Genomic DNA, 17,434 nt, shown 5'->3' on the forward strand with positions numbered 1-17,434 from the left:
AGAATTGCCAAATCGGTTCCTACTTAGTATATACAAAACGAAATAAAGGAAGATTTCTATTGCAGATCGAGGGTGTCAAAAAGGCACCTTCTTTTGTTTTTATCAACGGGGTTGGAAATTTATCTAGTTTGATAGCTCTAATCAATTGGGTGGAAATTTTTTTTATAAAAATAATTTCCTCACCTTTAATGGAAATTATTAGTGTGCAGATAAAAGCTGACGGGAGAGCTCATTGAAAAGTCAGATCCTACCACCAGCCGCAAAATAGTGAGAGTTGAAGAAAATCCTGAAAAGCTGGTTGTCTACTTCGAATCTTCACAAGGAGGTGAAACTATAATGGATCTGGCCAAAGTCGATCACGATCATCTAAAAGGCACAGTGCACGACTTCGAGGCGACGGCTAAAAGACTTAAATAATGAAGGAAGAGATATTACAAAGATCGCTAGCGCTTTTTTTGAAGCATGGTATCAAAGAGATGTCCAATCAGAAGCTCGTCGACTGGCTTGGTATCTCTACTAAAACCATCTATAAATACTTCCAGAACAAAGAAGGGTTACTGGAAGAAGCCTTGTATTTATATCATGACACGCAATACGAGAAGCTCTTAAATCTTTCGAATGAGCAAAATGCCGCGTGCCATTTTTTTGACATTTGGCAAATTGCCGTTGAAATGGAGTATCAGATCAACCAATCGTTCTACAAGGAACTTGAATATTACTATCCGGAGCTCGCCAGGAAAGTTGAAAAAGTGATTGCGCCGAAGTTTGAAGCCCATTTTTTGGACGTCATCAATCGGGGATTAGCACAAGGTGCTTTTCGGAGTGATATCCTTCCCGAAGCTGCTTTACGAAGCGTATTTGCACTGCACCGTGCGTCCGTGGCGAGTGAATCTTTTACACGTCTCGGCCTTTCGGCCACAGACCTGCTGCTGCAAACAACCGCCAATTTCATCCGGGGCATGTGTACTGCAGATGGCCTGATAGCCCTGGAAGAGCACATTCAAACACTAACATTTTCCGAGTCGGCATAAAACAGGCTCGCTACCAAGAACCATTAACCATACCAATATGCCTGCCAAAATTTTTCGCATCCTGTGGGTTTGTCTCCTGCTTACCCATGTAACGATTTCACATGCGCAAACCAGTTTACTGCCGCTGAGCGACAAGCTAGCAGAAAAATTCACTACCCAGGACACTTTGTTTGCATGGCCGTATGTAGACCTGGAAGAATGGCGGGACAAACCTGTTAGCCATCGCTATGTGCATGGTGGTTTTAAAGGCACAGGCGCCCGGTTCTCTTTATATTTCCCACCAAAGGAAAATTATCAGGGACGCTTTTTCCAGTACATTACGCCTTTCCCAGACAGTGAAAACCTTTCACAAGGAGCTTCCGGAGAAGAAGATAAAATAGGTTTTGCTATCACACACGGCTCTTATTTCATTGAAACAAATGGTGGCGGGCGCATCGATTTTGCTAAACCCGGTTCGAACGATCCGACCCTGGGTGCTTTTCGCGTAAATGCCGCTACTGCGCAATTTTCCAGAGTAATAGCCAACCAGATTTACGACGGCAAACGCCCGTACGGCTACGCATTTGGAGGAAGCGGTGGTGCATACCGCACCGTCGGCAGCATTGAAAACACAAATGGTGTTTGGGATGGCGTGGTTCCATACGTGCTGGGTTCGCCTATGGCTATCCCCAATGTCTTCACTGTACGCATGCACGCCATGCGAATCTTGAAAGACAAATTCCCCGCAATTATTGACGCATTAGAGCCCGGGGGGAGCGGTGACATGTATGCCACATTGAATCAGGAAGAAAAGGAGGCACTTCTGGAAGTAACCAGCATGGGGTTCCCGCCAAAATCCTGGTTTGGGTATAAAAAGATGGGTATTCACGGTTTTTTGGTGCTGTACCAAGGTGTAGTTGGAGCAGATAAAAGCTATTTTGAAAAGGATTTCTGGAATACACCCGGTTATCTGGGCGCTAATCCAACCGCTTCATTAATCAAAGCCCGTATTCAGCAGCCAAGCCAGATAAAAGCGGGAATTGCGATTGATGAAGCTGTGCGTTTAGAGTTGACGCAAGCTATGTCACCTACCGAGCGAGGAACCGCAGATGCAGCCTGGAAAGTCATCGGTGGTGTGGAAAAATCTATGCCCGTTGCTTTTCAGTTGACAGATGCGTTACCTGACATCGAATTTCTGGGAGGCGATCTGCTCATATTAAGCGGCGCGGGTGCTGGAAAAGTCTTGCAGATAACCAAAATCCAAGGAGACAAAGTCGTACTGGGCCCTGCCGATGCGGCTGTGCTTGCCCAAATTAAACCCGGCGACCGGGTCCAGGTAGATAATTCCAATTTCCTGGCCGTTCAGACTTTCCATCGTCATCAGATTCCTGGGAAAGAATATTATGTCTATGACCAGTTCCGTGACAAAGAGGGTAAGCCGATTTATCCGCAGCGACAAATGCTACTTGGGCCCTTGTTTACCCGTGGAGCTGCCGGCGTGCTCCCAACTGGTAAGTTTACTGGTAAAATGATCTTGTTAGAGTCACTTTGGGACCGGGAAGCTTTTCCCTGGCAGGCAGACTGGTATCGCTCGAAAGTACAAGACAATCTCGGTGACAAACTAAATGATCATTTCAGGCTTTGGTACACCGACCACGCGCTGCATGGAGATATCGCTGTTGAAGACGATCCGACCCGGACGGTCGGTTACCTGGGTGTATTGCAGCAGGCCCTGCTTGATTTGAGTGCCTGGGTTGAAAAAGACATCGCTCCCGCCGCGACCACAAGCTATACAATTGAAGATGGCCAGGTGATTGTACCCCAAACGGCAAATGAACGCAAAGGCATTCAACCTGTGGTTACTTTAATGGCCAATGGAGGCAAGCGAACTGAGATAAAGGCCGGCCAGTCAGTCACTTTTACGGCGGAAGTTGAGGTTCCTGAAAAGATGGGTCAGATCGTTGCCGCCGCCTGGAATTTCGAAGGTCTGCCAAAAGAAGTTGAAAAACGTTCCGGATGGAGCTTTGAAGATTCTGACGAATTCCCTGTTGCGGCTAAGATCTTCCCAGCAAATAAAACCGGTTCGAAGGCTACCATTAAGACGACGTACCAATTTTCGAAGCCAGGCACCTATTTCCCAACACTTCGGGTTGCCTCTCAGCGGGATGGTGATGGCAAGACCCCATACACCCGCATTCAAAATCTGGACCGTGTGCGGGTAGTGGTTAAATAGGAGCATGAAAATCTTGATAGCGTTAACTAATTCAAGCTTTGCTCTCTGAAAACATGTGGCGTTAATCCAACATTTCGTTTGAACAATCGCGAAAAGTAATTAGGGTCATCAAAACCAAGTAGGAAGGAAATTTCATTGATATTCAAATTACTCCCTTTCAGCATATTCAGGCACACAACCAGAACCAAATGATGACGCTCATGCATGATATGATGGATGAAATGCATACCATGAAAGTCACGCAGGATCCCGACATTGATTACGCGACCATGATGAAAATGCACTATCCAGCGAAATGATGTACACATGCTGTGGACAGGTGCTTGCCTATTCCGACGTATTTACCAGATCCAGGCCATTCTGCTTCGTATAATTCGGATAGCTGACCACCAGTAGCTGCCGGAGGGGCTGCGGGTATCATTTTTGTAAATATGTCTGTCACTCAACAAACAGCGAAAATATGAAACGGTTAAATGTAAATTTGGCAATCATAACAATAGGTGCAGGCGTTTGGCTTTCGTCATGCGGAAGCACCAATGATCGAGAGAATGGTATAGAAGGCTCAGGAAGCAAAACTGAGACCACACCGAATGACAGTAGCGGGGCAGAAAGTAAGGCCGCGATGGGCACAAATGAGGACAACCAAGATGACTCACTGGGGTACCCAAGTAACCAATCAAATCTGAACGCCGACTCAACCAGAAAAAAACACGATAAATAACGGGCGAAACAACAAGCCACTAAAAGATAGGCCGTTCCAGATTTTGAGACGGCCTATCTTTTTGAAACAGGTTGACTTTAGTCCTGAGCTCCATTGTCGCAGGTGGCTTTGACCCAATCAGTTTCCTGCGGTGCCAGTTGTTTTTTCCGATAACAATCTCTTTGCCATTTCCAAATGGTGTTTCAAAGCCGGTATTTTAGAATCGGCCCACTTCCTGAAATCAGGATCCTGTCCTTTATTGGATTCCGTCTGAAACAACCCGATCGTTTCCTCGTGAGAAGCGATCATCATATTCATGTAAAGCATATCGAATTTCTCACCGCTCATTGCATTCAGGCTATCGTATTGTTGCTGCTTTGCGGCGCTGAGCCCGGTTGGGATGCTGATCTGCTTTTTCGCGGCCAGCGCTTTCAGTTCACCATTGACTTTGGTGTGATCGGTGATCATCGTTTTGCCAAAATCCCTGCATTTGGCCGAGGCAGCTTTTTTGGCGGCCAGCTCCCCCAGTTTCACTTCGAGCATTCCGCCGTCAGCAGCAGACATCACAAATTTTTTGTCGGGAGAATCAGTGTCGACACGGTTGGAAAAAGCCAGTAGCGCGGCAAGCAGCACGCACGTTGCTGATAGTAAAATCGCTTTCATTTCTGTTATAGCATTAAATGCGTTTTTGTTAAAAATCCAGCCGCTTTAACTAAAAATCATGCCAGAAAGAAAGCGAGGGGCCTCATGTTCCTGATCATCGTCAATTTGTAAAACGAGCTAACCGGAGCCGATAAAAGCAACTAGCTTATTGCGAAAGAATACGCTCCATATCCTTGTCCGACAAATCTTTGAAAAATGCGTAGACTTGTCCAACTGCATAAAACCATTCCGGGAACACCAGTATCTCCAGGTTATCGGCTTCGTTCAGGTTTGGATCATAATTTCTTCCTCCCACAGGAGCAGCGACCACTATCCTGGATGCTCCTTTTTTACGACAAAGGCGCAAGAGAGGAATCAGGGTCACGCCGGTTGCGATGCCATCATCAACGATGATCACTGTCCTGTCTTTCATATCGGGAAGTGACCGCCCGCCCCTGTAGTCATGGATGCGTCGGTTCACCTCGTCGGTTTGCCGGTCTATTATTTCGCAGATTGTCTCCGGTTTCAGGTTCAGCGGGTATCTGGTTGCAATATAAACAGAGAGGTCCTCGGCGATAGCGCCAAAACCAATCTCGGCATTCCCGGGCAGTGGCAACTTTTTTGAGATAATAACTTCCGCTTCTGTTCCAAGTGACTTCGCGACATGGTGAGCAACTACCGCCCCGCCCCTAGGCACACCCAATACCAGCGGGTCGAGATGCCTGTAACGTTCCTTCAGAAAGTTTCCCAGCTGTTTGCCAGCGTCCTCTCTGTCTTCAAAAATGATACTCCCTGTTTCCTTGGTCATAAATTCGGCTTTTTATGCGATTTCAATAACAATTCTTCCATTGAAGCTTTCTTTTTCCATCATTTGGTTGAACACCCGAGAGCTCTGACAACTGAAATACAAAAAAATGGTATGTGGAAAATAAAAACCGTGCCAATTAAATAACTCCCGTGAGGTGTAATGTTTTTTGATTTTAGCCACTAACTAAAAAACGGCTGCCCATTCCTTACCTGACACAGGTTCAGTACATTACGGGAAAATGGAAAAGAATGCTTTACATACCGGGAATTAACCCCAGGTACTTGAAGAGATTTCCGGCTGCTAAAACGATCCAAGTGAGTACAGACTTTTACCAGATATCGGTTTTACCTTTTTCCGCAATCATCATTAAGATTTGCAGGGCATATACCAATTCGCAGGAAGATTTTGAGGATTACTACCAGGAAGTCTGCCTGCAAATTTGGCGAAGCAGAGATAATTTCCGCGAGCAATGCGAATGGTCGACATGGGTTTACCGCATCTCGCTAAATGTCTGCCTGACGCTACTCAAACGAAAAAAGAGCGACGGAAAAACGTATTTCACTTCCGATGTACTGCCTGATGTAGTCATCACTGAAAACAAGGCCTTTGAGGATGAGTCTCTAAACCTGTTGTATATCGCAATCAGGCAATTATCAGAGGTCGACAGAGCATTGATTCTCCTGTATCTCGAAGAAAAATCTTATCAGGAAATTGCCGGTATCCTGAATACCAGCGCGAACAATATCGGTGTTCGCGTGAGCAGAATTAAAGAACGTTTAAAAAAAATACTCCATGGAAAAATCAATTGAGGCAATCTGGAAAGAGGGTTTTCTGAATGAAAAAAGTCTCGTTGCTCCAAAAATCAATGACTTGTATAACCAGAAATCAATGCACCTGGTCGACAAAATGATCAGAATGTTCAGGGCCAATTTGACTGTTATTATCATCACGGCAATTGTTTTCCCTGTTATACACTACTTCCTGGATGTACTTTGGCAAGGAATGGCCGCATCTGTGCTGCTTTTACTGACGGCATGGTACAACAAACGGCAAATAGATAGCATCAAAACATTGGATCAGGGAACAACCAGCCTTGATTATCTCAAGTCATTGGACCGATGGCTTAAAGAGGTTCTTTTGAAAAGTGAGAAAATAGCGCGTTTCTCCTATCCGCTTTACATTCTGATAGCCATCAGTACAATATGGTCTGCATGGGAAAAACAGGGGTTAACCCTGAAAATACATCAAAAATTTCCGAACCTGATAGCCATTGGAGATCTTCAAGTATTTGCGATAATTATCGCAGGAGCAACGGTACTGTTGATGTTTCTCTTTGCAGCGAAAATCTACAAGTGGGAAGTACGTTTAATGTATGGACGTGTATTCGGCAAATTGGCAGAAACAATTACTGAGATGGAAAATCTGAAACATTAAAAATTAAAACGACCATGGCCGAATATCAAACAAAATCAAGCGACTCGCTGTCTTTTGATTTGACAAAAGACAGCAAATCAATTGGAAAACTTTCTTACAAAAGTTGGTTCAAGTTTAATGCGGTTATCGAGCTTGCGAATAACAGCCGCTATCAGGTTGAGCCGAAAGGTTTCTGGGGAACAACGATTGAACTCCTGGACACGGAGAAGCGGTTACTAAAATTTGGAATGAATTGGAATGGGGACATTGTTATCCAAACTTTTTTTAGCGACGTTGAAAAAGGATATGCCTTTAAACATCATGGCATTTTTAAATCATCATTCACACTTACAGACCAGGAAGAGACTGAACTTTTAGTAATGAAGCCACACCTGAAATGGAGCCTGATGAACTACGAGTATCAAATAACAACATCTGAAGCCTTTGAGGCTCTTCCTGAGAAAGAAATACTATTGATGAATTCGATACACTGTGCAAATTATTATATGTCAATGATTGCAAATGTTACGGGCGCGTAACTTCGGTCAGTATTGAAAATGGCGGCGCGTTCTGACTCCGTAATCACGGCAAGACGATTATCTTGCAGGCTCATCGCCATATTAAACTTGAATTGACAGACATTGATCAGATCGGACACAAACAAAATCACAACTCTTTCGCAAACAAAACAACATTTCGAAATCCTCGACGGACTAAGAGGTATTGCCGCACTGGCCGTCGTTACGTTTCATTTCATGGAATGGGCCTATACCGATCCGAGCAAGAACTTCATCGGACATGGCTTTTTAGCTGTCGATTTCTTTTTCTGCCTTTCGGGATTTGTGATCGGTTACGCCTACGACGACCGTGTAGCAAAGATGGGTATTCTTAATTTTTTGATATCAAGAGCTATCAGGCTGCATCCGCTGGTTGTGGCAGGATCAGTATTAGGTCTGCTAGCGTTTTTGTTCGACCCATTTGGCGGCCATCCCGAAATATATAGTGCCGGTAAAATCATTCTGGCCTTTTTCTGCTCGGTACTCCTGATCCCCTTGCCTGTCATAGCCGATCGTGCTTTTAACCTGTTCAGCTTCAATGCGCCGGCGTGGTCGTTGTTTTGGGAATATATTGCCAGCTTCGTTTACACATTTGTGCTTTATCGAATTGGCCGCAGCTACCTGCTGCTGTTGACGGTACTATCGGCCGTGGCCATTTGCTTTGTAGCTTATCGTTCCGGCAATTTATTAGGCGGATGGAGCGGCCCGACTTTTTGGGACGGCTGCGCACGTGTCTCCTACTCTTTCCTGGCAGGATTACTTATTTACCGCTCCAACTGGATCATCAAAAACAAGCTTGGATTTCTCGCCCTATCCATATTATTATTGCTGGCCTTTATCATGCCATTTTCCAAATGGAACTGGTTATCCGAACCTTTGGTTGTGCTATTTTACTTTCCGTTGCTGATAGCTTTGGGCGCGGGGGCAACATTAACAAATGGCATGAAAAAGGTTTGCATCTTTTCAGGTAAAATCTCCTACCCATTGTACATGACGCATTATGCCGTGTTATGGATGTTCGGAAATTATTACACCAGTCACAAACCAAGTGCCATACAACTGACCCTTATCATCATAACAGGACAAATCCTGCTGGTTAGCGCGGCGTACCTTGTCATGGTCATTTACGATGTCCCCGTAAGGAAATATTTAGGAGAAAAATGGAAGGAAAGGCTTGTGAAATAAAAATAGCCTGTGGTTTTGTAGTGACATGAATTCTAAAAACCTCACCAACAATCACGGCTCCGCAAAAAGCTCGACCTGATATCTCGCAATAATGGATTTCAAGGTCGTTCCTGTCCCTTTGATAACGATTTTGTTTAGATTGTACTCCGACATGTTGAGCCCTTTGGCAATGTCCCGGATCGTGAGCCGGTTGTTTTGCTGAACTTGATCTTTAATGTAGTTCAGTACCCGGTTCGTCTCGGAGTCGTACTCGCTCACTGGCCCGCCGGATGCATTGTCAATATTTCTGGTGAGGATATTGACCAAAATAAACACAACATTAATGGCAATTTCCTTCGAATAACCCTGCGGATGCAGCAGCTCATTTCTCAACAATGGCACAAGCCGCGCCACCGATTCCCTGTCCGTTTGATCGCTTATCCGCATTCCCTGGCTAATATTCTTGGCCAAAAATATCTGCTGAACATGCTGATACAGGTTCAAAAAGCTCGTGACCGGCTCTTCGGCTTTGTGATTTATGGATCGGAACAGACCAAATATGATCACCAGAACGCGGGTCCGTTGAGGCGAAATGCATTCGAGGTCCTGTCTCGGCGCGATCAGAAAAAAACTGTCTTTTTCATACCGGTAAGACTCTTCTTCCAAAAAAGCAGTCCCGGTTCCCTCCACAATAAAAACCAGCCTGAACCGGTTCGAATACCTTGAAAGGTACCCCATCTCGTGCGATTCGCAGCTCACAAGAATAAGTTTGTCCTGTATATCGAATTCTAACATGGCGAAATCAGGATAAAATTTTAAAACACAATACCACTTCCAATGACACAATCGATGACCATCCGCTGCATAGTCACCGCTGATACACCTATTCGCAAATCAAAGGTGTTTTGTAGCAGCCGTATGAAAAAATAAAAGGCGTCCAATGACCGGAAACAGCCTGTGAATCGCCTTTTTTCAAGGAAGAAGAAAAATACCTCTAATGCTATTTCCCCAGCCATTGCTTGAAATCCGCCATTCTGTCGCCACTTACCAACACCTCCTGACCGATGGATGGGTGCAATTCCAGTCGGAGACGGCCTGCCGAAATAGTATGGATAGTGCGGATGCTGTTCAGCGCAACGATCAGCGACCTGTTGATTCGAAAAAATTGCTTTGGATCCAGCAGCTGCGACAATTTATCCAGACTGTAATCCATTGCAAGATGTTTCCCTTCATAGGTTTTAAGAAACGTAGCTTTCTGTTCAATGGTAAAATAAGCAATGTCGGTTGTCTGGATGCTGAATAACTTCGTGCCGGCCGATGCCAAAAACCGCTCTTTAAATGGCTCCTGAACAGTGGATTGATACATAGCCAGCAATGCCGACATATCCGGCACCGGGCTCGCCTTCGGACGGGTAATGGCAAATTTATCGATAGCCGAAGCCAGTTCACCCGGGTCGATAGGTTTGAGCAGGTAGTCAATACTATTGGCTTTGAATGCCTTTAATGTGTATTCACTATATGCCGTCGTAAATACGATGGGTACATTCAGATGCAGATCGTCGATGATCTTGAACGCCAGCCCATCTTCCAGGTGCAGGTCCATAAAAATCAGGTCCGGGGTCACATTACCTGTATTTCCAAGCCACTGTATACTTTCCCTGATAGAGGTCAATGTCTGCAGGACTTTTATTGCAGGATCGTACCGGTAAAGGAGGTTTTGCAATCGACTGGCACTCAGCGCCTCGTCTTCAATAATCAGCACGTTCATTGGATCAGCGGGATTTTAACGATAAACTGGCCACCTTCCTGAACCACCAAAACTACCCTACCGATCAGTAACTTGTACCGGTTAATGATATTTTGCAAACCCAGCTTGGTAGACGGCTCCGGCAATTCGCGGAGTTGCACCGGGTTACTGACGACCAGGAATTCCCCTTCGATGAATATGCTGATTGTCAACGGATTTTGGGCGGACATACTGTTATGTTTTACTGCATTTTCGATCAGAAGCTGTAACGTCAAAGGCACGATGGAGTAGTGGTCCATTTCCTCTGCTGACACACTGACGTCCAGGTTTATTTTGTCTTCAAATCTCGTTTTGAGCAGGAACATGTATGTTTCCAGAAACTCTATTTCCGTCCTCAGCTTGATATATTCAAAATCCGACTGTTCAAGAATGTACCGGTACGCCTTGGAAAGCCTGCCGATAAAGACAATCGATTGCTCCTGATTTGTTTCCACCAGGGTAGTAAGGACGCTGAAATTATTGAAAAGAAAATGCGGGCTGATCTGGTTTTTCAAAGCATTAAAATGGGCCTTGATATTCTCCTTTTCCAGCCGCTCTTCATTGATATGTACCTGTTGAAGTCTCTGCGATGCCCGCTTGTTGGAAGCTAAATAATAAGTCGCCATCAGCGCCATCACGGTAATACTATTATTAGCCCGCCTCTTCGGCCTGCTCAGCCGATCGAGTGAAAACGAGGGCATTTCGAACGTTTTATTGTCCCAGACCGATTCCATCCAATGCCACATAACACCGAAAGCAGCATTAAACAGCACCGCTAGCCCTATTGCGATCAACAATGTAAAAAGCTGGTTCAAAAACCTGAATTCATCCAAAACGTCCTCCCCCCAAATTCCGGCAATGTGGTACTGCAATCGTTCGGTAACGATGATCCACAAACTAAAAAAGATGATCGTGATCGTCAACTCGATGATCCACAGAGGAAACTTATGGAAAAAGATTGCCTGATCGATCCCAATCACGTTCATATATATACGCAAAGGCAGGTATATGACCGCTACGCCAGCGCCCAGCTCCCATTTTTGCCTGCTCGAAAGTGGGTATATAGATCTTAACTGGGACATCTGAAGGTAGTAATTTCAAAAATATATAAAGTACGCGTGACAACCTATTAAGAACATTATCCTGTGTCCACCTACTTATCACAGCCCGTAAAATTGTAACAAACACCAGCCTTCCCGTTGTCCGTTTTAGTTCAGATACCGTCCAATACCGGACACTTTTCTCTATTTCTACGTAACAAAACAGCTTTCCCTGCCTATAAAAGCACTTTTTAAAAAATGGCACGGCATTTGATCGACATTATCGGATTAAATAAGAAACTGTTATGAAGCGAACCTTTTTAGGAGAGTTTGAAGAGGTGGTTTTGCTTACCGTAGCCATACTGGGCGAAGAGGCCTACGGAGTTACCGTCACCCAGGAACTTGAACAGAAAACCGGTCGGTCCGTCGGATTCAGCACCGTGCATACCACCCTGCAACGCATGGAGGAAAAAGGTCTTTTGTCTTCCAAAATGGGTGGCGCAACCGCCGAGCGCGGTGGTCGGCGCAAACGTTTTTTTACGGTCACCGCTTTCGGGCGAAAGGCATTGACGGAAGTGAAGCAGGTCAGGGAAGAATTGTGGAATGCATTGCCTCCGCAAACTCTCCAGCTAATGGGCGGCTGACATGAAAACCAACGATCCGATGGCTAATACCCAAACTGCACAACCGCCCCGCTGGGCAGGCAGGCTACTAAGCCGGCTCGCCGCCCCGGAAACCTTGGAAGAAGTAGATGGTGATTTGCTCGAAATGTACACCTATTGGCTGCAAACGAATGGAAAACGAAAAGCAAACTGGCGGTACATATTGAATGTGCTCAAATTGCTTCGACCATTTGCCCAACGAAAAAGGTCAAAAGACTACCCGAAGATATATTTATTCAGTCATGATATGATCAAGAATTATTTCAAAATCGCACTCAGGAATCTTGTCAAAAGCAAGACTTTTTCTGGCATTAATGTAGTCGGACTCGCATTGGGGATGGCTTGCAGCCTGCTGATCATGCTGTGGATCAAAGACGAGCTGAGCGTGGACGCTTTTCATGCAAACAAACAGCAGCTGTACCGGATTTATATGCGCGAGCATTTCAGCGGAAAAGTGCAGGGCGTGATATGGACACCCGGCCCGCTCGCCGAAGAACTGAAAAAATCGGTCCCCGAAATTGAATTGACTACGCCTTACGAATGGGCCAGCAACGAAACTTTCTCTCTGGGCGACAAGATCCACAAGCAGCAAACGAATGCAGCTAGTGCTGATTTCTTCAAAATGTTTAGCTACAAATTGTTGCAGGGAACAGCCGAAGCCGCATTGAAGGACAGGAATAGCCTTGCCATTTCACGAAGTATGGCAGAGCGTTTCTTCGGAAGCCCCGAAGCAGCCATCGGTAAAGCCATTCGTTTTGACAACCGTAAAGATTTGCTGGTAACGGCTGTATTTGAGAACATTGGTCAAAACAGCACCTTGAAATTTGATTGCCTGCGCTCCTGGGAAAATTTTGCGGAGGACAATGACTGGGCAAAAGGCTGGGATAGTACCGACCCGCTTACGTTTTTTATGATCCGCAAAGACGCCGATCCAGTCAAAGTAGAAGCAAAGATCAAGCACCTGCTGGACAAATATAACCGTGACCAGGGCAAGCCATTCAAGACGCAGCTTGCCATGCAGCCATTCCATGAATACTACCTCAACAGCAACATCAAGGACGCGCATATGGACGGCGGACGTATTGAATATGTACGTTTATTCAGCCTCGTGGCCGTTTTTATACTGCTCATTGCCTGTATCAATTTCATGAACCTCGCCACAGCACGATCGGCCAAGCGTGCAAAGGAAGTAGGCGTCCGGAAGGTCGTAGGGGCGATGCGGTCCATGCTCGTGGGGCAATTTATGGGCGAAGCTATTTTGCTGACGGTCTTTTCAATTATACTGGCAGTTTTAATGGTCGGCCTCATACTTCCATCATTTAACGTCCTCACAGAAAAGCAAATAACTCTGCCGTTCGGCGAGCCATCCTTCTGGGGAATTCTGGCCGGATTACTACTTGTGACTGGCTTCGTTGCTGGTAGTTATCCCGCATTCTTCCTATCGTCGCTCAGTCCCGTCCGTATCCTGAAAGGTGCCTTGAAGTTTGACACCAAATCCGCCTGGCTAAGGCAAGGGCTGGTCGTGTTTCAGTTCGGGCTTTCTATTATACTCATTGTAGGAATGATCATTATTTACAAGCAGGTGGATTATGTTCAGCACAAAAATCTGGGCTACGACAGAGAAAACCTCATTTATTTTCCAATGGAAGGCGATTTGAGTAAAAATTACGAAGTACTGCATGATGAGCTTTCGCAGATTCCGGGCGTGAAGCAAATATCCCACATGACATCTTCTCCTGCTTCAAATGGTTCCGGTACCGAGGGAATTAGCTGGACGGGAGCCGATCCGAACGATAAGGTCAGGTTTACGCCGGTTGGGATAGGCTATGATTTTGTCAAAACAATGAAGCTGAAACTGGTCGGCGGTCGTGATTTCTCCAAGGCATTTGCGACGGATTCGACAGGTTTTCTCATTAACGAAGCAGCGCTCAAAGTGATCGGTTATAAAGACCCGATTGGCAAGACATTGAAATGGGGAGACCGTGAAGGCAGGATCGTTGGGATTTTGAAGGACTTTCACTTCCAGTCACTGCACAGTACGATCAGGCCGTTGATCGCCGGACTTGGCGCCAGGCAGCCATCAGGCAATGTCATCATCAGAATTGAGGCGGGTAAGACCGTTGAAACGCTTGCTGAGATCGAGAAAATTTGTAAAAAACTCAACCCTAAATTCCCTTTCACCTATTTATTCACCGATCAGGAATATGCGCGGCAGTATCAGAGTGAACAGGTAGTGAGCAAGTTATCCAATTATTTCGCGTTTCTGGCCATTTTCATTTCCTGCCTGGGACTGTTCGGGCTGGCAACATACACCGCCGAGCAGCGCACGAAAGAAATCGGTGTACGTAAGGTACTCGGCGCGTCGGTAGCCGGTATCGTGGGCTTGCTATCCAAAGACTTTTTGAAACTGGTAGGCATTGCCATCGTAATCGCTTCGCCCCTGGCCTGGTGGCTGATGGACCAATGGTTGCAGGGTTTCGCATATAAAATCGACATCGAATGGTGGATGTTCGCGCTAGCCGGGTTGCTTTCTGTACTTATCGCAGTAGCGACAATCAGTTTTCAAAGCATTAAAACGGCGCTAGTGAATCCGGTGAAGTCGCTGAGGAGCGAGTAGTCGACGATTAACCACTGTCCATTGTCTTCTTTATCGTCACTGGTCAGCGGTCAATGGTCAAATTAAACAACCCATAACAACAAGAACAATGCCTGAAAGCCGACAGCCGACAGCCGAAAGCCCCCAGCCACCCCGCTGGGCAGGTAAGATGTTAACCTGGTTTGCCGATCCCAATACAGTGGAAGAGGTAGAAGGTGACCTGCTGGAAATGTATGCCTATTGGTCCAAAACAGCAGGTACGCGGCACGCCGACCTGAGATATATTTTGAGTACACTAAAATTACTGAGGCCTTTTGCGAGGCTTAAAAGATCTGATAAATATTCACGAACCCCCATAGCCAGTCCAGCCATGATCCGTAACCACTTTAAAATCGCTTTTCGTAACCTTTCCAAAAGCAAGGGCTACTCGTTTATCAACATTACCGGTCTGGCTGTGGGAATGGCTTGTGCGGTACTGATCTTTTTGGTTGTAAAACATGAAACCAGCTACGACAAATTCCAGTCTCATGCAGACCGGATTTATCGGGTGGAAACCCAGAATATCAACGAAAACCACACCTACCCGGGAACGTATACAGGTATGAGAACCGCTTTGCGTACCGATTTGCCGGAAGCGAAAATTGTTGCCCCCATGCTCAAAACCTACGGCAGTACGGTTTCCGCGGCCGACAAAAAATTCAGGGAATCGATGGTCTTTGCGGACAATGCGATTTTCCAGCTGCTCGATTACCGCTGGATTTCCGGGAATTCTGAACAAGCACTGTCACAGCCCAATACTGTCGTGATCACGCGCTCTTATGCGGATAAATATTTTGGAAATACTGATAATGCTACCGGAAAAACGCTGCGTATCGACAATAAGCAAGACCTCACCGTAGCCGGAATTGTGGAAGACTTTCCGTCGACCACCAATTTCCCATTCAACATACTGGTTTCGTACGCTACCTTGAAAAACCTGAATCCGGATCTGGACCTGGAAAAATGGAACGGTTGGAATGACAACTTTCAGGTCTTCGTTTTATTGGATAACAAGGCTGATACCGCACAACTGGCAAAACGATTCTCGCACATTGTACGCAAATACATGGGTAAAGAAGCATTGGCGGATAAACGTTTTCTGCTAAGTCCGCTGTCTGAAATTCATTATTCAGGAAATCTGGGTGGCCGTTCTGCCAACACGCCATTGCTCAAAACCCTGTCTTTCATTGGCCTGCTCGTGTTGCTGATGGCGTGTTTCAACTTTATCAATCTGAGCACCGCTCAGGCGTTCAAGCGCGCCAAGGAAGTAGGTATTCGCAAGGCAATCGGCAGCAACAGGCTATCATTGGTATACCAGTTTCTTACCGAGGCAGGGTTAATAACCGCTTTGGCTACATTGGTCGCGATACTGATCAGCCAGCTTGCGCTGCCGTCTCTGGCTTCTACTCTGGCTATTCCACTCACTTTTGCCGATCTGTATAGATTAGATACCGCATTGTTTCTGACAGGGCTTGCCATTATAACAACTTTCCTGGCAGGCATTTACCCGGCTTTCCGCTTGTCCGGCATGGCTCCTATCTGGGCTTTGAAAAGTAAAGTTTTGTTGCAGACCAATCAATGGTTTTCAATGCGGCAGGGACTTGTGGTGATCCAGTTTACGGTTTCCCTCGTACTCATCAGCAGCGCAATGCTGATCAACAGACAGCTCACATTTTTCAAAAATGCAGACCTGGGTTTCGATAAATCCGCCATCATTACCGTCGGATTACCTGATAACAAGCCCGAAAAACTGGACGCTTTCCGCAATAAGCTGAACGAATCTACTCAGATCAAGGACGTTAGCTTCTCTTACAACAGCGCCTCCGCTGAAAGCAACTGGATGCAGGGGATCGAATACCGGGAAGGCCCAAAAGTCGTGCAAATTAAAACCCAAATGAAAATGGGCGACAGCCATTATCTGGACACTTACGGAATAAAATTGCTGGCAGGTACCGGTTTCCGGGAGGGAGATACTGCTTCTTTTAAAGTCATTGCCAATGAGGTTTTCCTCAGCCGGGCGGGAATCATGCGTGCAGAAGACGCTATCGGGCAAAAAGTATATTTTGGCGACGGCCAGGAATCTGCCATCATCATTGGTGTTTCCAAAAACTTCAATGTCAACTCATTACATCAAAAAATCGACCCTACTTTAATCCAGGTCATACCCAATAATTTTTACCAGGCGGGTATTAAATTGCTGACTGAGAAACCAACCAAGGAAGCAATGCAAGCCGCATTGGCACACATTGAAAAATCGTGGATAGCAACATTCCCAAATCAGGTATTCGAATACAGCTTCCTCGACGACACGCTCGCCCAGGCATACCAGTCAGAAACCCGCACTGCTTCCCTCATCGAAGTATCCACCCTTCTGGCCATCTTCATTGCATGCCTGGGCTTGTTTGGGTTGGCTACATTTACCGCCGAGCAGCGTACCAAAGAAATTGGCGTTCGGAAAGTGCTGGGAGCGTCTGTCGGCAGCATTATTGCATTGCTTTCAAAAGAATTCCTGAAATTGGTATTGATCGCCATCGTAATCGCCTCGCCCATTGCATGGTACGTCATGAACCAATGGCTGCAAAACTTTGAATTCAAGATAAAAATAGAATGGTGGATGTTCGCAGTCACCGGCCTCCTGATGACATTAACCGCATTGCTCACCGTAAGTTTTCAAAGCATCAAAGCAGCGTTACTGAATCCAGTGAAGTCTTTAAGAAGTGAGTGACTAGGAACTTCGGTCGTCGGCAATCGGCGGTCAACTCTTTGTCTCAGGTTAGTTAGTAT

The 17,434-nt window shown here is 46.0% G+C and carries 17 protein-coding genes; 11 read left to right on the forward strand and 6 right to left on the reverse strand.

The genetic code is table 11. The features are described from left to right. The first annotated feature begins 267 nt into the window (after positions 1–267). Genes ON006_RS22945 through ON006_RS22955 form a run of 3 tightly spaced genes read left to right on the forward strand, consistent with a single transcriptional unit; the run spans position 268 to position 3,243 of the window. Positions 268–417: a hypothetical protein gene (locus tag ON006_RS22945; RefSeq protein ID WP_244822365.1), complete on the forward strand. Its 150-nt coding sequence runs from the start codon at positions 268–270 to the stop codon at positions 415–417. Next, complete coding sequence (locus ON006_RS22950; protein ID WP_244822366.1) at positions 417–1,031, forward strand: TetR/AcrR family transcriptional regulator; 615 nt, start codon at positions 417–419, stop codon at positions 1,029–1,031. Before ON006_RS22945 ends, ON006_RS22950 begins: the two co-directional genes overlap by 1 nt. Positions 1,032–1,068: 37 nt before the next feature. Then, a complete protein-coding gene (locus ON006_RS22955) occupies positions 1,069–3,243 on the forward strand; it encodes a hypothetical protein (RefSeq protein ID WP_244822367.1) in 2,175 nt (724 codons plus the stop codon). Positions 3,244–3,269: 26 nt separating this feature from the next. On the opposite strand, the gene ON006_RS22960 is transcribed toward ON006_RS22955, so the two are convergent. Continuing rightward, a complete protein-coding gene (locus ON006_RS22960) occupies positions 3,270–3,470 on the reverse strand; it encodes an AraC family transcriptional regulator (protein ID WP_310590207.1) in 201 nt (66 codons plus the stop codon). Between the two features lie 254 nt (positions 3,471–3,724). Here ON006_RS22960 and ON006_RS22965 point away from each other — a divergent pair, with 254 nt between their 5' ends. Next, positions 3,725–3,964, forward strand: a complete 240-nt coding sequence (locus ON006_RS22965; protein ID WP_267609908.1) for a hypothetical protein — start codon at positions 3,725–3,727, stop codon at positions 3,962–3,964. 117 nt (positions 3,965–4,081) lie between these two features. On the opposite strand, the gene ON006_RS22970 is transcribed toward ON006_RS22965, so the two are convergent. After that, positions 4,082–4,606 carry a DUF4142 domain-containing protein gene (locus ON006_RS22970; protein WP_244822368.1) on the reverse strand — a complete coding sequence of 175 codons (525 nt, stop codon included), beginning with the start codon at positions 4,604–4,606 and terminating at the stop codon, positions 4,082–4,084. 145 nt (positions 4,607–4,751) lie between these two features. Next, positions 4,752–5,393 (reverse strand): phosphoribosyltransferase, encoded by a 642-nt coding sequence (locus ON006_RS22975; RefSeq protein WP_244822369.1) that lies wholly within the window; start codon positions 5,391–5,393, stop codon positions 4,752–4,754. A 281-nt stretch (positions 5,394–5,674) separates the two neighbouring features. Here ON006_RS22975 and ON006_RS22980 point away from each other — a divergent pair, with 281 nt between their 5' ends. From ON006_RS22980 to ON006_RS22995, 4 genes are all read left to right on the forward strand, one after another. Further along, positions 5,675–6,202 carry an RNA polymerase sigma factor gene (locus tag ON006_RS22980; RefSeq protein ID WP_255772954.1) on the forward strand — a complete coding sequence of 176 codons (528 nt, stop codon included), beginning with the start codon at positions 5,675–5,677 and terminating at the stop codon, positions 6,200–6,202. Then, positions 6,186–6,827, forward strand: coding sequence for a hypothetical protein (locus tag ON006_RS22985; RefSeq protein WP_244822371.1), 642 nt, complete (start codon positions 6,186–6,188; stop codon positions 6,825–6,827). Before ON006_RS22980 ends, ON006_RS22985 begins: the two co-directional genes overlap by 17 nt. Before the next feature lie 14 nt (positions 6,828–6,841). Beyond that, complete coding sequence (locus ON006_RS22990; RefSeq protein ID WP_244822372.1) at positions 6,842–7,345, forward strand: hypothetical protein; 504 nt, start codon at positions 6,842–6,844, stop codon at positions 7,343–7,345. 102 nt (positions 7,346–7,447) lie between these two features. Further along, the gene (locus tag ON006_RS22995; protein WP_244822373.1) at positions 7,448–8,548 is read left to right on the forward strand and encodes an acyltransferase family protein; all 1,101 of its coding nucleotides are present in this window, start codon (positions 7,448–7,450) and stop codon (positions 8,546–8,548) included. A gap of 51 nt (positions 8,549–8,599) precedes the next feature. Here the strand turns inward: ON006_RS22995 and ON006_RS23000 are convergent, their stop codons facing one another. From ON006_RS23000 to ON006_RS23010, 3 genes are all read right to left on the reverse strand, one after another. Further along, positions 8,600–9,322 carry an AraC family transcriptional regulator gene (locus tag ON006_RS23000; protein ID WP_244822374.1) on the reverse strand — a complete coding sequence of 241 codons (723 nt, stop codon included), beginning with the start codon at positions 9,320–9,322 and terminating at the stop codon, positions 8,600–8,602. A gap of 205 nt (positions 9,323–9,527) precedes the next feature. Then, entirely contained in the window at positions 9,528–10,295 is a 768-nt protein-coding gene (locus ON006_RS23005) for a LytR/AlgR family response regulator transcription factor (protein WP_244822375.1), read from the reverse strand. Beyond that, positions 10,292–11,395 (reverse strand): sensor histidine kinase, encoded by a 1,104-nt coding sequence (locus ON006_RS23010; protein WP_244822376.1) that lies wholly within the window; start codon positions 11,393–11,395, stop codon positions 10,292–10,294. The genes ON006_RS23005 and ON006_RS23010 overlap by 4 nt, the downstream gene beginning before the upstream one ends. A 263-nt stretch (positions 11,396–11,658) precedes the next feature. Here ON006_RS23010 and ON006_RS23015 point away from each other — a divergent pair, with 263 nt between their 5' ends. The 3 genes from ON006_RS23015 (at position 11,659) to ON006_RS23025 (ending at position 17,375) form a co-directional block, all read left to right on the forward strand. Then, complete coding sequence (locus ON006_RS23015; RefSeq protein ID WP_244822377.1) at positions 11,659–11,997, forward strand: PadR family transcriptional regulator; 339 nt, start codon at positions 11,659–11,661, stop codon at positions 11,995–11,997. A 1-nt stretch (position 11,998) separates the two neighbouring features. Continuing rightward, positions 11,999–14,632: an ABC transporter permease gene (locus ON006_RS23020; protein WP_244822378.1), complete on the forward strand. Its 2,634-nt coding sequence runs from the start codon at positions 11,999–12,001 to the stop codon at positions 14,630–14,632. Between the two features lie 88 nt (positions 14,633–14,720). Next, complete coding sequence (locus tag ON006_RS23025; protein WP_244822379.1) at positions 14,721–17,375, forward strand: ABC transporter permease; 2,655 nt, start codon at positions 14,721–14,723, stop codon at positions 17,373–17,375. The last annotated feature ends 59 nt before the right edge of the window (positions 17,376–17,434 follow it).

This window comes from Dyadobacter pollutisoli, assembly GCF_026625565.1.
Classification (GTDB): domain Bacteria; phylum Bacteroidota; class Bacteroidia; order Cytophagales; family Spirosomataceae; genus Dyadobacter; species Dyadobacter pollutisoli.

Bases quoted from the DNA above. Each gene is read 5' to 3' on its own strand.
- ON006_RS22950 (WP_244822366.1), top strand. From the start codon at position 417: ATGAAGGAAGAGATATTACAAAGATCGCTAGCGCTTTTTTTGAAGCAT.
- ON006_RS22955 (WP_244822367.1), top strand. From the start codon at position 1,069: ATGCCTGCCAAAATTTTTCGCATCCTGTGGGTTTGTCTCCTGCTTACC.
- ON006_RS22960 (WP_310590207.1), bottom strand. From the start codon at position 3,470: ATGCATTTCATCCATCATATCATGCATGAGCGTCATCATTTGGTTCTG.
- ON006_RS22970 (WP_244822368.1), bottom strand. From the start codon at position 4,606: ATGAAAGCGATTTTACTATCAGCAACGTGCGTGCTGCTTGCCGCGCTA.
- ON006_RS22975 (WP_244822369.1), bottom strand. From the start codon at position 5,393: ATGACCAAGGAAACAGGGAGTATCATTTTTGAAGACAGAGAGGACGCT.
- ON006_RS22985 (WP_244822371.1), top strand. From the start codon at position 6,186: ATGGAAAAATCAATTGAGGCAATCTGGAAAGAGGGTTTTCTGAATGAA.
- ON006_RS22990 (WP_244822372.1), top strand. From the start codon at position 6,842: ATGGCCGAATATCAAACAAAATCAAGCGACTCGCTGTCTTTTGATTTG.
- ON006_RS23000 (WP_244822374.1), bottom strand. From the start codon at position 9,322: ATGTTAGAATTCGATATACAGGACAAACTTATTCTTGTGAGCTGCGAA.
- ON006_RS23005 (WP_244822375.1), bottom strand. From the start codon at position 10,295: ATGAACGTGCTGATTATTGAAGACGAGGCGCTGAGTGCCAGTCGATTG.
- ON006_RS23010 (WP_244822376.1), bottom strand. From the start codon at position 11,395: ATGTCCCAGTTAAGATCTATATACCCACTTTCGAGCAGGCAAAAATGG.
- ON006_RS23015 (WP_244822377.1), top strand. From the start codon at position 11,659: ATGAAGCGAACCTTTTTAGGAGAGTTTGAAGAGGTGGTTTTGCTTACC.
- ON006_RS23020 (WP_244822378.1), top strand. From the start codon at position 11,999: ATGAAAACCAACGATCCGATGGCTAATACCCAAACTGCACAACCGCCC.
- ON006_RS23025 (WP_244822379.1), top strand. From the start codon at position 14,721: ATGCCTGAAAGCCGACAGCCGACAGCCGAAAGCCCCCAGCCACCCCGC.